The following is a 14,477-nucleotide window of genomic DNA, read 5'->3' as shown; positions in this document are numbered from 1 at the left end:
CAATCTGGTTGGCTGCGAGCGTCGCAAAAACACACAACCCAATTCTAAAAGCCTTTTACGAACAGAAGCGGGCGGAAGGAAAGCATCCCCTAGCCGCCACTGGAGCCGTTGCACGCAAGTTAACGTATGTGATTCATGCGGTATTGCGAGATCGCAAACCGTATGAACCGATAGCTTGAAAAAGTGCAAATGAATATTCGGATCACCGTCTGTTTCCCTGAAACAGGCTTGGTTCCGTGCAACCTAAAACTCATCCCCTTCATTGCTCTAAGACTCGATAAAGGACTTGACATTACATAGCTGGTCTACTCGATTAAAATGATGCGAAGTTTAGGACTATGCCCAAGCGTGAATGGTTAGGTAACCAGCTGTACCCGTCAACAGTAGAACAGAGAGCGCTAAAGCGGTCCGCTCTACGTAATGAACCACGCGGTACAGCGTTTGAATCGGATCTTTGCTCATCTTGTCTGGCTTCACAGCACACGCTCCTCCTGTCAGGCATCCGATAGCATCAGTCTAACACCGAACAGGACTGTTCAACCGTTGCTTTCGAAAAAGTTTTGTGAAGCTTATGTCACAATATTCGCGAATTCTGACGAACGACCATACTCGGTGTCGAACAAGCGTCATTCTGCATGGTGAAGGTCAGTTCAAGTCCGAGCGCTCCCCAGAAATGATGTAAATCACGCTCTCTCCGATGTTGGTTATATGATCCCCAATTCGCTCTAGATAACGACCACAGAACGCAGTAGCCATCGCCTGTTGAGCTGTTGTGCTTTCGCCATCGGGACGGTTAAACAGTTGTTCCACCAAACGACGGTAGTGGTGGTCGATCTCGTCGTCCATCTGAGCTAACCGCTTGGCAGCCTCGACGTCACTGTTTACATAGGCGTTCAACGCTTCGGCGATCATCGCATCCACCATCTTTGCCATTGCCCCAATGTCTTTCCACGCTTGGGCTGATGGTGCGATACCCATGCGCAGTACCGATTTGGCGATATCGACAGCGAGATCGCCCATGCGTTCGAGATCCATCGCGAGACGCATCCCGGCGACGATCCGCCTGAGGTCACCCGCGACAGGCTGTTGTGTCGCAATCAGGCGAATACACAGATCCTCGACTTCGTGGTCCTGCGCATTGATGTTGCTATCGCCATTGACCACCGCTTGTGCCATGGCTACATCCTGTGTTTCCAGGGCGGCAATTGCTCGCCGAATAGCTTCCTGGATGTCGCCACCCATGCGCAGAAGCTTCCATTTCAATTCTTTTAACGCGATATCGAATGCTTGTCTCTGCTGCATCCTCATTCTCCTTTGTCCATCATCCAAAACGACCAGTGATATAATCTTCGGTTCGCTTGTCGTGCGGCTTTGTAAAAAGGGCCGACGTTTCGCCGAACTCGATCAGTTCGCCATTCAGAAAGAAAGCGGTGCGATCGGCAATGCGCGCAGCCTGTTGCATGTTATGTGTGACGATCACGACGGTATAGTCGGCCTTTAGTTGTTCGACCAACTCCTCAATGCGCATGGTAGAGATCGGATCGAGTGCAGATGCCGGTTCGTCCATAAGGAGTACATCCGGTTCGACAGCGAGCGCACGGGCAATGCACAGGCGCTGCTGCTGACCTCCGGAAAGAGCCGTTGCCGGTTTGTTAAGCCGATCCTTGACCTCATCCCAGAGCGCGGCCATACGCAAAGAGCGTTCTACGCGTTCGCGCAGTTCCGTTGGCTTACGGATTCCGCCCAGGCGCAAGCCGATTGCGATGTTGTCGAAGATGGACATGGTCGGAAATGGGTTGGGTTTTTGAAATACCATACCAACCACGCGTCGGACATCTACAGGATCGAGATCACACAAGTTGTCTCCACCAAGCAGGATATCTCCCTCGACCTTTGCGTACGGAGATGTTTCATGCATCCGGTTTAGGCATCGGATGAAGGTCGATTTGCCGCAACCGGATGGACCAATAATCGCCGTCGCCATTTTAGCTGCCAACTCTATATTGATGTTCTTTAATGCGTGTTGTGTCCCATACCATGCGTTCAAGTTGCGAACAGACATGGATTTTCCCATGCAAAATCCTCCCCAATCGCGCAATCCATTGTGTTTCCATATTGGTTCTATCTGTCGTCCCTACGATACATGGGGATTGTTAAAGGTGTGTGAGGTTTTCATTGAATTTTGCTGAAATGAACAAGGAGCCTTTGTGAAGGGGATGAAAAACACAAGAGCCACGGCTTATGCAGCGTGGCTCTTGCGTGGGGCATATCTGAAAAGATCATACCGTTGACTATAGAGTAGCGTATGGACGGGCATTGTGACACGGACATCGTGCCTCGCTTTTTGTCGAAAGTGTGACGATGTCGGGGCACCGTTGGAAGACATGGGGGGCACTTCCGAATCCACTCATATAAGCAAATCGCGAATGTTTATCAAAAACGATTTTGCTATACTAGTTTCACTGGTTTTTGTGGGGGGCGCTTATTTGAGAAAAGTATATATTTTGCATGAGAACCCAGAGTGGACCATTCATTTGACGCGGCGCCTCGACGAACTATCGGCTCCGTATGAAACATGGGATTTGGCACAGGGACACTTGGACTTGTCGAGTGTTCCGCCGAAAGGCGTGTTCTATAGTCGTATGAGTGCGTCCTCACATACGCGTGATCACCGTTATGCGGTTGAGTATACGTCGAGTGTTCTGGCTTGGTTAGAGAGTCATGGCCGCCGCGTAATTAATGGCAGTCAGGCACTTCAAATTGAGGTGAGCAAAGCCCACCAGGCGATGGCGCTCTGGCGCGCCGGCATCCCTTCACCTCGGACCAGCATTGCCGTGGGAGAAGAGCAATTAATGGCGGCAGCACAGGCGTTTGCTGGGATTCCGTTCATTGTAAAGCACAATCGCGCCGGCAAGGGGCTAGGGGTGCAGCTGTTTCGCGATACCGCAAGCCTTGCATCGATGCTCGCGAAGGGAGAGTATGACGCGCCAGTCGATGGCGTTTGGATTGTCCAGGAGTACATTGAATCTCCTGATGCAACCATCACGCGGTGCGAATTTGTCGGTGGAAAATTTTTATATGCCGTGCGCGTGGACACATCGGAAGGCTTTGAACTGTGCCCTGCAGACGCATGTCAAATTGGGGACATGTTCTGCCCTGTTGGGGAAGGCGGTACGCGCTCGAAATTTGAAATTGTTGAGGGGCATCCACACGAGTGGATCGAATCGTACGAACGCATGCTGGCGGAAAACGGAATTCTTGTCGCCGGCATTGAGTCGATCCGCGACCGCAGTGGGCGTGTTTACACTTATGACATTAACACGAATACCAATTACAACAGCGACGCAGAAGCGCGGGCAGGTATCTTCGGCATGCTTGAAGTCGCCACATTCCTAAAGTCGGAGCTAGACAACTTAGAAGGCATGGCGACGCCACACGAGAAGGTTCCAATGAGGTGAGATACGGATTTTGGTTGCCTATTTTCGGGGGGTGGCTACGTAATGTCGATGACGAGTCGATGCCGCCGACCTTTGAATATGCCAAGCAGGTTGCAGTCCAGGCTGAGCGCATGGGTTATGACGTGACCTTGATTGCGGAACTTTACCTGAATGACATCAAAGGCCCGCAGGAGCCAAGTCTAGAGGCGTGGACGACAGCTAGCGCGATCGCGGCCGTCACAGAGAAACTTGAGATCATGACGGCGATTCGCCCCGCGTATCACAATCCTGCGGTAGCTGCGAAGATGGCTGCGAATATCGATCAACTTAGCAAGGGACGCTTTACGTTAAACGTCGTGTCGGCGTGGTGGGCGGAGGAGGCTCGCCAATACGGTGGCATTTTTACCGAACATGACGATCGCTACGCCCGCACGCGGGAATTCCTCGAGGTCATGAAAGGCATGTGGACGCAGGATTCGTTTACGTATGAAGGTGAGCGCTATCGAATCCAAAATGCGCGTTTGCAGCCGAAGCCCGTGCAACAACCCTATCCTCGTCTCTATGCGGGAGGCGAAAGTGAAGCAGGTAAGGATATGATTGCCTCTTTATGTGACGCCTATGTCATGCATGGTGGTACGGTTGAGGAAGTTGCCCAAAAAATTTCAGACATGCGGGCACGTCGTGAGCGCAAAGGGTTGCCACCGCTTGCTTCGTTTGGTATGGCTGCCTATGTCATTTGTCGAGATACCCTCGAAGAAGCGCAAGCCGAGTTGGAGAGGATCACCACTCTGCGTCCAGGTGACGCGTATGCCAGCATGGATGACTTTGTTCAAATGTCACAACTTGAGCAACAGATTCGTCTTTACGATTATTCGGTATCCAACCGTGGTTTGCGGCCACAGCTCATTGGTACGCCAGACATGATCGCCCACCGCATTGTCGAGTATGAACAGGCTGGATTGGATCTGTTACTGCTTCAATGTTCACCACAGTTGGAAGAAATGAAACGGTTTGCGGAGCAAGTCATGCCTCGGGTTGCCGAATTGAGAAGGACTGCCGATATCACAGCGTAAACAATAGATTTACAATGCGATCACGGTATTTTTACACAGACTCTGTATCGTGTTCTTGAGCAGGGAGCTAATCCCGGCGTTTCATGCAAGATCACCCCAAATCGTTTGCCGTTGCGAATTGCGACGGCAATTCTTTTGACGCAGCGTGTGTAAGGCAAGGCGCCACGCTTTGGCATGCTGAAGTGAGCACTGAATTCTTTCGTGATTGTGTATTTTCTATTTCCGTGGAAAACTCGATAGGCGGTTCGTAATAAATTGCCACAAAGATTTCGTTTGAGTTTTCCTATACATTTGATGTATATCTCTAATAGGACATCATCCTGACTTTACTCCAAAGGAGGATCATACGAATGCCGTTTGTCATTACCTCGCCTTGCATTGGCGAGAAGGCTGCGGATTGTGTCGAAACCTGTCCGGTTGATGCAATCCACGAAGGTCCAGATCAATATTATATCGATCCGGATTTGTGCATCGATTGCGCTGCGTGCGAGCCGGTTTGTCCGGTTAGCGCGATTTTCCAGGAAGATTTCGTTCCGGAGGATGAAAAGGACTTCATCCAAAAGAATGCTGACTTCTTCAAGAAGTAAGCAGATGGACGGTGCCGTCGATTCGCGGATGCGAATCGGCGGCTTTATGTTTCATAGAGAACCTGTAAAGGAGGGATAGGGTGTGCGAAAACTATGGATTTGGCCGCTTTGCTGCATACTTCTGCTGACCGCCGGATGTGGCACAGTCCAATCCGATTCAACGAACACCATGCCAGCGAACCATACGGTGTCAAGTGACGGATTGAATCAGTCTGCCAGTCGGTCGGCCAACGAACGTTCCGTTGACCCGCATCTTTACCAAGTGTGTGAAACGATTTATCACGGAGTTTCGAAGACGATTGCAGAAAATCGCAATGTCAGTTACGACACACAACTGGAGACCATCACGGATTTAGGTACCCGTAGTGCCCCAAATTCTCCAAACGGCATTCTGTTTGAACAAGCCGAGGCCGTCGTGACGATAGAGGATGCTATCAATGGCGAGGGTGCGCCGGCATCGGCATATAGCAAACTGCAAACTGCATTGGATGCGTTAAAAAACTCTTTGCAAAAATACCGCCCAACTGCCTAAGATAACGCAAGGGTTGCCCATCAAGGCAACCCTTGCACGCTGTTCGAGACGATAGGAACATCATTGCGCGATGGCTGTCCAATCACACATGGACGACGCGGTAATGAGTCCTGGTTGTGCAGGCTGGAGAGCAGTGTCACCGGGTTCGCGCCGCAAAAATGTGACCGTCTTTGTCAGCCCCGGAACGAGATCAAAATAATTGTCTGAAAAGACGCCTTCAACAGATGCAGTTAACATCACACTCTTGGCGAAGACGTTCGTTTCTACCAAGAAGGTCATGCCATTGTCGGGATTTACGGGTCGAACAGTGATGGTTGCCTTGTCTAGTCGCAACTCTTTCACTGGAGTGAAGTAGTGGCATTTTTGATCGAGCGTGTGACCTTGATTCTCGAGTGTAGCCACTAGGACAATCTCAGGCAGAGAGCAGCCTGTCGTCCAGTCGTTTTTGTTCAACGAAAACGCAGTCATTACGCGATTGGCTTCGACGTGTACCTGTGTCGTGTGCTCGCGAATCCGTTGGCCATCAAATTGAAACAACTGGACATGAAGTGTAGCTGCGAGATTTTCGCGTCCATCCGAGATGATTTGGACCGCGATGTGTTCATCATCTTCTTCGAAGGATATCGCGATGTCACGAAAGCTTCGTTTTGCATAATACTGTAGCGCTTTCCAGCGTCCGAAATAATCCATGCTCGACCAGGATGCGACGGGCCAGCAGTCATTGATTTGCCAATACAGACTGCCCATACAGTACGGTTTCTTGCGGCGGTGCGCTTCTATGGCTGTTTGGATGGCCTCAGCCTGCAAGACTTGACTCATCGTCAAAAATGCAGGGAAGTCCTTTGGTTTGGGCAGATAGATGTCCATATACTCTTTAATGAGTCGGTTGCCATCGCCGCTGCGCTGGTGCCATTTCATCACATCCGATTCCAGTTCCATATCAGCTTCGCTAGCGTAAGATCGCACTGTGCGCAGTTCAGGAAATGACTGAAATCCGTATTCGCTCATGAAGCGGCCAAGGTAGACGTTATAGTTGGAGAACGGTTCTACCGCATGCCATACGCCCCAGTAGTGGATGTCGCCTCGTGTTGAATCGTTTTTGGCATGTTGATTGATGTCTCCCGTGAGTGCTTGCATCGGGGAGGACGGCCAATATGCGGCTCCAGGCGCCAATCGCGCTACGACATCCGGCAAGAGGCGGTGGAAAATGGCTTCATAGGCGGACCAAATTTCTGCCCGCTGTGTAGAGGTGTACTGTTGTTTCCAACCCCAACCTCCCTGTTCATCGTATTGTGCCCAAGCGGTGTCGATCTCGTTGTTACCACACCACAAGACAATGCACGGATGATTTCGGAGTCGCCGGACGTTGTCCTTTGCTTCTTGTTCCACATTGCGCAAAAACGCTTCGTCGCCGGGATACATGCTACAGGCGAACATGAAATCTTGCCAGACCATAATTCCATATTCGTCACACAAGTTGTAAAAACAGTCGTCTTCGTATACGCCGCCGCCCCATACTCGTAACATGTTCATGTTGGACTCTGCGGCCGTTACAATTTCATGTCGATAGCGCTCTTCGTCGACTTCCGTGATGAAGCTATCATTTGGAATGTGGTTGGCTCCCTTGGCGAAAACAGGGACACCGTTCACTTGGAAATAAAACGAGGTACCCATGTCGTCATTCGTCTGAACCAGTTGAATATCGCGTAGGCCCGTACGCAGCGTACGGCTCGCAATTACCGTTTCAGCAATCAACACTCTTGCCCGGAACGTGTATAAGTTGGCTTCGCCATAGCCGCGTGGCCACCAAAGCCGAGGGTCTGGAATATCCACAGGGATTGTGTACGTCTGCATGCCTCGACGAAGTGTCACTTGTCTCTCGATAACTCGTCCTTCCACATGCAGTTGAAGAAGGGCCAGGCCATCTACTTCGGAATCGATATCAATATTCGCTTCTAATACGGCATGCTCAAGCGTCACGCTAGATTGGTGAATATAAACATCTGTTATGCGTGCTTGTGACCAGGCTTCAAGTTTGACAGGTCGCCAAATGCCGCTTGTTACAAGGCGTGGGCCCCAATCCCAGCCGTAATGGTAAGGGGCTTTACGGCTGAATACACTCAGTTTTTTATCACCTAAACCTCCACGCTCTGACTGGTCATTCGTTGCAGGCAGACCGTATCCTAACCTCTCTAGTTTTGGCAAATCCTCCTGAATCGGCGAACGAAAGCGGATATGTAACCGGTTACTACGGGATTTTAAGAAGCGCTTGACTTCTGCGCGCCATGTCCGAAACATATTGTCGGCCGAAAGAATGAGCGTGTCATTCAGGAATACTTCTGCGTAGGTATCCAAGCCTTCGAAGACGATCTCGATTTGTGATTCATTCAAAACCTCCTGAGGAACATCGAATGCGGTTTCATATAGCCAATCTTGTTTATCGATCCATTGTATCGAGCCTTCATGAGTTCCGTAAAACGGATCAGGGATGAGACCGTTTGCTTGCAGGTCTGTGTGGATGCACCCAGGGACCGTAGCGTTATGCCAATCGATTTCGTTGGCCGCAGAAAACCGCCAGTTGTCGTGAAGATAGAGCGTGGAAGTCATAGTAGCCTCCTAACAATGACATAGGTCGTACAAGCGACATTATACAAAACGGTGCACCAAGTTGATAGACGAAACCGATTGTTGCGGCAGTCGTGGCAGCCACGGCGCAAGTTTGGAGCCCATTGGGGCCTCTCTGAGCCCAACAGGCATCGAGCTATCCAGGTTCGGAACCGTTTTCGAACATGTTCTATATTTTTCTACTCGTTCAACCAAATTTCGCACTTGAAAATGAACAACAAATGATGCACAATAACCATTGTCTAGGGCGAATCGCACTAGTGTTCTTGTCGAAACCGTTTTCGACAATCGTTGTGTTGTCGCTTGTTGTCCGATTCGATGCAAGGCGAATAAAGGATTGTACACCTAGCGACAGCTGGAGGTGCGAGGAAGCGGATTCGTCTTCGAAATGGCCGAAAGCGATTTCGGGTGATTCGCGTTTCTGCACAGCAATTGTTGCAACATTAAAGGGGGACTTATGGTGTCAAACAAACGGATTTTTGGCATCGTTGGCTCGGCGGTCGTTGTCGCACTCGGGGTTGCGGGATGTGGTACAGCGACGACGAACGCTTCAAATTCTACTTCGACAAGCGGAAATCAAAGTGTTACGACCAGTGCTTCACAAGGGTCGGCCAGCACAAGTAGTGCAGTCTTGACGGTGGCTCCCAATGTCACGGGTAGCTTCGCTGACAACTTCAACCCATTTTCGGGAACAAACAGTGTTGATGGAACACTTGGGAATATTTATGAGACTATGTTCTACTTTGACAACACGACAGGCAAGCAGTTCGATTTGCTCGGTAAGTCTTTTGCTTTTAGCAACGGTGGTAAGACATTGACCGTTCAGTTGCAGAACAAGGCAAAATGGACAGATGGTGTTCCGTTTACGGCGAATGATGTCGTCTTTACATTTGAGTCGCTGAAGAAGTATCCGGACGCCGATACGAATGGCATTTGGCAACAGCTTGTAAGCGTTAAAGCACAAGGCAAGTACACCGTCGTATTTAACTTTAAGGCGCCGAATATCCCGTTTGCTGAACAATATGTACTCGGTGGGACGTATATCGTTCCGCAACATCAATGGAGCAAGTTGGGTGACCCTGCGAAGGCAAAGATCACACATGCCAACGCGATTGGGACAGGGCCGTTTAAAATCTCCTATTTCTCGTCACAAGACTACAAGTTTACTGCGAACGAGCAGTATTACGGCGGGGCGCCCGCTGTGAAAACGCTCAACTACCCAGCGTTTTCTAGTAATTCAAGCGCGGATTTGGCCCTTGCAAGCGGTGAGATTCAGTATGCCGGCATCAACATCCCAGACATTCAGAAGACGTTTGTGGCGGCGGATCCGAAGCACAATCACTACTACTTCCCGCCAAACAACCCTGTCGAGTTGTATCCGAACTTGCGCAACCCGCTGTTGGCGCAATTGTCCGTGCGCGAAGCGATTAGTTTGGCTATTGATCGGAACGCGTTGTCACAGAAGGGTGAGACGGGGTACGAACAGCCAGCCGTACCGACCAGCTTGGTCTTGCCGCCGCAAAAGGCTTGGCTTGATCCGAACCTCCCCGCTGCCGATAAGTCCTTTACGGTCAACGACGCCAAGGCCGTCAAGCTTCTCGAAGCGGCTGGTTTTAAGAAGGACAAGAATGGCATCTTTGCGAAGGGCGGCCAGGAGCTATCCTTCAACTTGTTGACCGTTTCCGGCTGGAGCGATTGGGATGAGGATGCACTTCTCATCAAGCAACAACTGCAAAAGGTTGGCATCAACGTCAATGTTCAGCAAGATCAATACACGGCGTACTACAACTCCATTGATCCGGGTGCCGGTCAGACGCCACATTTTGATCTCGCGATCTCGTGGACCAACACAGGGCCGACCCCATACACGACGTATTATGACATGCTGGATTCGAATGGCTCGTTCAATATCGAAGGATACAAAAATCCAAGCTTGGATGCGGTATTCAACAAGTTCGCGGCGACCTCGAGCCTCAGCCAGCAAAAGCAGTATATGTATCAGGTCGAGCGCGTTGCAGCAGAGCAATTGCCTGTCATTCCGCTGTTGGACGGCGCACTCTGGTTCGAGTACAACGACGCGAAGTTCACGGGCTTCTCGACCCAGAGCAATTTGTGGATCGATCCATCGCCGTATAACTATCAATCTGCAGCGATTGTCATGGATCGTTTAAAGCCGGTAAATTAAGGTTTGTAACCGCTTTTAGCATCGGCTAGGATAGAATTAATTTTGTGAGGCGGGCGAGAGGACTTTTTCGAACAGTCTTCTCGCCTTTCGAAAAGGGGTGTGATCCATGCGTTACTTCCTCAACCGCTTAGGGTTCTTAATTTTATCCCTATGGGCTGCCGTGACGCTCAACTTCATTTTGCCGAGGTTGATGCCTGGCAATCCGGCACAGGCGATGATAGCGAAACAAGCCGGCAACATCAATCCATCTGCGCTGAAAGCGATTGAGCAGGAACTTGGATTGTCGAACGGTCCGCTGTATCAACAGTACTTCCAGTATCTTGGCAATCTTTTGACAGGCCACTGGGGCAGTTCGTTTCAGTATTTCCCGACTTCCGTTGTTAGCATTATTTCCAACAGTTTGCCTTGGACAATCATTTTGCTCGGCGTCGTCACCATCATTGCGGTTGTTGTCGGTACCTTGGTTGGCATACTCATCGCTTGGCGCCGCGGTGGCACGGCGGATAACGTCATTCCGATTGTCACGATGTTTGGACAGGCGATTCCAAGCTTCTGGCTGGGACTCATCTGTATTTACTTTTTTGGGTTTATACACCACTGGTTTCCGATGGCGCACGGTTCCGGTGACGATGTGACGCAAGGATACAACTTGCCGTTTATTACGAGTGCCATTTATCACAGTATCCTGCCGGCATTCGTCGTGTTTGTGGGCAGTATCAGCGGATGGATCATCGGCATGCGGAACAATATGATGACCACGCTTGGGGAAGATTACGTCGTTTTTGCAGAAGCCAAGGGCGTGCCAACGCGTCGTTTGATATTTTCGTACGCTGCACGCAATGCGCTGTTACCGCAATTGACTTCGATCGCGATCGCGCTATCTTCCATTATCGGCGGTCAGATTTTGATTGAACAAGTGTTCTCCTATCCGGGTATCGGTTACGGATTGACGAATGCGGTTTCGAGTGAGGATTATCCGCTCATTCAAGGCATGTTTCTCATTATTGCCGTGACGGCGTTGGTGATTAACTTCATCGTCGATATGTTGTACGGCCGTTTGGATCCGCGCGTAAGAAGGAGAGGTGCAACGTCGTGAGTACACAGAGCGTTGCCGTCAATACAACTGCCAACACTCCAAAGCAAAAAGCGAAGCGTAAAAACTCCGCACTGCAGACGTTTTTTAAAAACCCGAGATCGCTGGTCGGTGTTATTCTCTTTGGATTGTTTGTCGTCATTGCGATATTTGCACCGTTGATAGCGCCATACAATCCTTCATCGACCAACTTCAACATGTTGCAACCGCCTTCAGCGAGCCATATTTTTGGCACGACAAGTCTGGGGCAGGATGTGTTTTCACAATTTATCTGGGGTACACGCGCGACGCTGATCGTCGGCATTGGGGCTGGCGTGCTCAGTACGATTATCGCGGTGCTCATTGGCGTGACAGCGGGATATCTAGGTGGCGTGACCGATTCGATTCTTAACGCCATCTGTAACATCTTCTTGGTCATGCCTGGCTTGGCACTTCTCATTATCATCGAATCGTACGTCAATAATTCGACGCCGTACATGAACGGCTTGATCATTGCATTGACCGGTTGGGCGTGGGGCGCCCGTGTGATGCGGTCCATGGCGATGACGATTGCAAGTCGAGACTATATCGCGGCAGCGCGGTTGTCGGGTGCATCGACATTTCGCATCATTCTTTTCGAAATTGTTCCGAATATGACATCAGTCATCGCATCGAACGTGATGTACGCGTGTCTTGCTGCTGTACTTGCGGAATCTGGCTTGGCTTATCTGGGCTTTGAAAATGTGGCTTCCACCAGCTGGGGCACGATGTTGTACTGGTCGTCCCAAAACGGAGCGATGATTAGCGGCGCATGGTGGTGGTTTGTACCGCCAGGTCTCGGAATCGCTTTGCTCGGCACAAGTTTTGCGTTGATGAACTTCGGCATCGACCAGGTGACGAATCCACGCCTCCGTACTTCGCGCAAAAAGAAGGATGTGCAGAAGTTGCTGAAGGAGTTGCAGCAGAGCCAGACGAAAGGGGTGTCGACAGATGGCGGACAATAAACCGGTTCTGGAGATTGAAGACCTGTCTGTCGCATATGTCACAGGTAGCGGACTTGTTCACGCTGTCAACGACGTCAATTTGAAAGTGTATCCAAACGAGATTGTAGGGCTCATTGGCGAATCGGGGTCTGGCAAATCGACGATGGCTTACACCATCATGCGCTTACTCAAGGGCGATGCGGTGGTAACCAAGGGTCGGGTGAAAATCCTTGGCCAGGACGTTTACCAACTCTCGAAGAAAGAATTGCGGCAATTCCGGTGGAGCAAAATGGCGATGGTCTTTCAGAGCGCCATGAGCGCCCTGAACCCCGTGATGACTGTGGAAACTCAAATTCTGGATGCCTTGTTGTCTCATCGCAAAGATATGACGAAGGAGCAGGCACGGGCCCGTGCGCGGGAGCTAATGGAGCTTGTGCGCATTGATCCCAAACATCTGAAGAGTTATCCGCACGAACTCTCGGGCGGCATGCGTCAGCGTGTCGTGATCGCTATCGCGATTGCACTTAACCCTGCGCTCGTGATTATGGACGAACCGACAACAGCTCTCGATGTGGTGGTACAGCGCTCAATTCTTGATGAAATCCGCAAGATTCAACAAGAAGTGGGATTTGCGATTTTGTTTGTCAGCCACGACTTCAGCCTCGTAGCCGAATTGGCGTCCCGAGTTGCCATCATGTATGCAGGGCGGATTATCGAAGTCACACCAAGCGACCTTTTGCATCTGCAAGAGAAACACCATCCTTACACAGAAGGCTTGCTGAAGGCGATTCCGGAGTTGACTGCTGAGGATGTCACGATTCAGGGCATCGGTGGCTACCCGCCTGATTTGCAGGATCTTCCATCTGGGTGTGCTTTTCATCCTCGTTGTCCCTATGCGACGGATATTTGTCGACGCGTGCGTCCGGAAAAGTTGGCTGTCGGCGATAAATTGATCGAGTGCCACCTGTTCAGTGAAAAGGAGTTGGTCTCCCATGTCTAATGCAACAAAGACGCCTGCTACCGGGACGGCGCTCCTGGAAGTCAAGGACTTGGTGGTTCATTTTCCGATTGGCCAGGGGCAATTTATTCGGCCTGTCGATCGCGTCAGTTTTTCGATTGGGCCTGGCGAGGTTCTTTCTTTGGTCGGTGAATCGGGAAGTGGAAAGTCGACGATTGGCAAGGCGTTAGTCCGGATGATTGAGCCTGCGGGCGGTTCGATTATAGTCGGTGGACGCGATGTGACACACATTCGTGGGCGCGAGATCAAGGAATACCGCAAGGAAGCGCAGATGGTATTTCAGGATCCGTTTGGTTCGCTAAATCCAACGCGATCGATTGAACAGCACTTGGCGTTTCCTGTGCGCAAGTACCGTGCAAACAAGGGTGTCAGCGTCAGTGAACAAATCGATGAGCTGTTGACCAAGGTTGGTCTGACGCCGGTTGCTGAGACGCGTCGTAAATTTCCGCACGAATTGTCTGGAGGTCAGCGTCAGCGTGTGGCGATCGCCCGGGCACTGGCTGTCAACCCTAAGTTCATCGTGGCCGACGAACCCATTTCCATGCTTGACGTATCGATCCGTGCAGGCGTTCTGAAATTGATGAACGATTTGCGCAATGATCTCAACCTGGCTTTCCTGTATATCACGCATGATTTAGCTTCGGCGCGCTATATCGGCAACCGCATTATGGTTTTGTACGGCGGCAAAGTCATGGAAACTGCACCATCGGCGGAGTTGATTAAAGCGCCGACACACCCGTATACAAGGCTCTTGCTCACTGCGACACCCGGCACGCGCCACCGCGGTCCGTTGCCTGAAACGAGTAACAGTGCACCGAATCTGCTTGAGGGGCGCAAAGGATGTCCGTTCGCCAATCGCTGTCCTCTCGTGACCGACGTATGCCGAAACGAGGAGCCACCGTTGCGCGAGTTGTCGAGTGGCCATGCTGTCGCTTGCCACCATCCTGCATAAGGGGGATATGATG

Annotated in this window: 13 protein-coding genes; 9 read left to right on the top strand and 4 right to left on the bottom strand. The window is 50.9% G+C overall.

Annotation, left to right across the window (positions count from 1 at the left end):
• Window positions 1–336: 336 nt before the first annotated feature.
• The 3 genes from BLU70_RS14575 to pstB all read right to left on the bottom strand — a co-directional run bounded on the left by BLU70_RS14575 (window position 337) and on the right by pstB (window position 2,074).
• The gene (locus BLU70_RS14575) at window positions 337–477 is read right to left on the bottom strand and encodes a hypothetical protein (RefSeq protein ID WP_157057210.1); all 141 of its coding nucleotides are present in this window, start codon (window positions 475–477) and stop codon (window positions 337–339) included.
• Window positions 478–645: 168 nt separating this feature from the next.
• Window positions 646–1,302 (bottom strand): phosphate signaling complex protein PhoU, encoded by a 657-nt coding sequence (phoU, locus tag BLU70_RS05935; RefSeq protein ID WP_006446779.1) that lies wholly within the window; start codon window positions 1,300–1,302, stop codon window positions 646–648.
• A gap of 19 nt (window positions 1,303–1,321) precedes the next feature.
• Window positions 1,322–2,074 carry a phosphate ABC transporter ATP-binding protein PstB gene (pstB, locus tag BLU70_RS05930; RefSeq protein ID WP_040289296.1) on the bottom strand — a complete coding sequence of 251 codons (753 nt, stop codon included), beginning with the start codon at window positions 2,072–2,074 and terminating at the stop codon, window positions 1,322–1,324.
• Between the two features lie 412 nt (window positions 2,075–2,486).
• Here pstB and BLU70_RS05925 point away from each other — a divergent pair, with 412 nt between their 5' ends.
• The 4 genes from BLU70_RS05925 to BLU70_RS05910 all read left to right on the top strand — a co-directional run bounded on the left by BLU70_RS05925 (window position 2,487) and on the right by BLU70_RS05910 (window position 5,629).
• The gene (locus BLU70_RS05925) at window positions 2,487–3,458 is read left to right on the top strand and encodes an ATP-grasp domain-containing protein (protein WP_074692620.1); all 972 of its coding nucleotides are present in this window, start codon (window positions 2,487–2,489) and stop codon (window positions 3,456–3,458) included.
• Window positions 3,455–4,510: an LLM class flavin-dependent oxidoreductase gene (locus BLU70_RS05920; protein WP_040289293.1), complete on the top strand. Its 1,056-nt coding sequence runs from the start codon at window positions 3,455–3,457 to the stop codon at window positions 4,508–4,510. The genes BLU70_RS05925 and BLU70_RS05920 overlap by 4 nt, the downstream gene beginning before the upstream one ends.
• Window positions 4,511–4,860: 350 nt before the next feature.
• The gene (locus tag BLU70_RS05915) at window positions 4,861–5,097 is read left to right on the top strand and encodes an indolepyruvate ferredoxin oxidoreductase subunit alpha (protein ID WP_006446774.1); all 237 of its coding nucleotides are present in this window, start codon (window positions 4,861–4,863) and stop codon (window positions 5,095–5,097) included.
• A gap of 82 nt (window positions 5,098–5,179) precedes the next feature.
• Entirely contained in the window at window positions 5,180–5,629 is a 450-nt protein-coding gene (locus BLU70_RS05910) for a hypothetical protein (RefSeq protein WP_040289292.1), read from the top strand.
• Between the two features lie 60 nt (window positions 5,630–5,689).
• On the opposite strand, the gene BLU70_RS05905 is transcribed toward BLU70_RS05910, so the two are convergent.
• The gene (locus BLU70_RS05905) at window positions 5,690–8,236 is read right to left on the bottom strand and encodes a beta-mannosidase (RefSeq protein WP_074692617.1); all 2,547 of its coding nucleotides are present in this window, start codon (window positions 8,234–8,236) and stop codon (window positions 5,690–5,692) included.
• Window positions 8,237–8,711: 475 nt separating this feature from the next.
• Between BLU70_RS05905 and BLU70_RS05900 the strand changes: the two genes are divergently transcribed.
• The 5 genes from BLU70_RS05900 to BLU70_RS05880 all read left to right on the top strand — a co-directional run bounded on the left by BLU70_RS05900 (window position 8,712) and on the right by BLU70_RS05880 (window position 14,464).
• Window positions 8,712–10,439: an ABC transporter substrate-binding protein gene (locus BLU70_RS05900; RefSeq protein ID WP_006446770.1), complete on the top strand. Its 1,728-nt coding sequence runs from the start codon at window positions 8,712–8,714 to the stop codon at window positions 10,437–10,439.
• Window positions 10,440–10,545: 106 nt separating this feature from the next.
• The gene (locus tag BLU70_RS05895; protein ID WP_040289290.1) at window positions 10,546–11,535 is read left to right on the top strand and encodes an ABC transporter permease; all 990 of its coding nucleotides are present in this window, start codon (window positions 10,546–10,548) and stop codon (window positions 11,533–11,535) included.
• A complete protein-coding gene (locus tag BLU70_RS05890; RefSeq protein ID WP_006446768.1) occupies window positions 11,532–12,515 on the top strand; it encodes an ABC transporter permease in 984 nt (327 codons plus the stop codon). The genes BLU70_RS05895 and BLU70_RS05890 overlap by 4 nt, the downstream gene beginning before the upstream one ends.
• On the top strand, window positions 12,502–13,494 hold the full coding sequence (locus tag BLU70_RS05885) for an ABC transporter ATP-binding protein (protein WP_006446766.1): 993 nt from the start codon (window positions 12,502–12,504) through the stop codon (window positions 13,492–13,494). Before BLU70_RS05890 ends, BLU70_RS05885 begins: the two co-directional genes overlap by 14 nt.
• Window positions 13,487–14,464, top strand: coding sequence for an ABC transporter ATP-binding protein (locus BLU70_RS05880; protein ID WP_040289288.1), 978 nt, complete (start codon window positions 13,487–13,489; stop codon window positions 14,462–14,464). The genes BLU70_RS05885 and BLU70_RS05880 overlap by 8 nt, the downstream gene beginning before the upstream one ends.
• The last annotated feature ends 13 nt before the right edge of the window (window positions 14,465–14,477 follow it).

Source organism: Alicyclobacillus hesperidum (genome assembly GCF_900107035.1).
GTDB classification, from domain to species: domain Bacteria; phylum Bacillota; class Bacilli; order Alicyclobacillales; family Alicyclobacillaceae; genus Alicyclobacillus; species Alicyclobacillus hesperidum.
This window is presented reverse-complemented; position numbering and strand designations above follow the sequence as displayed.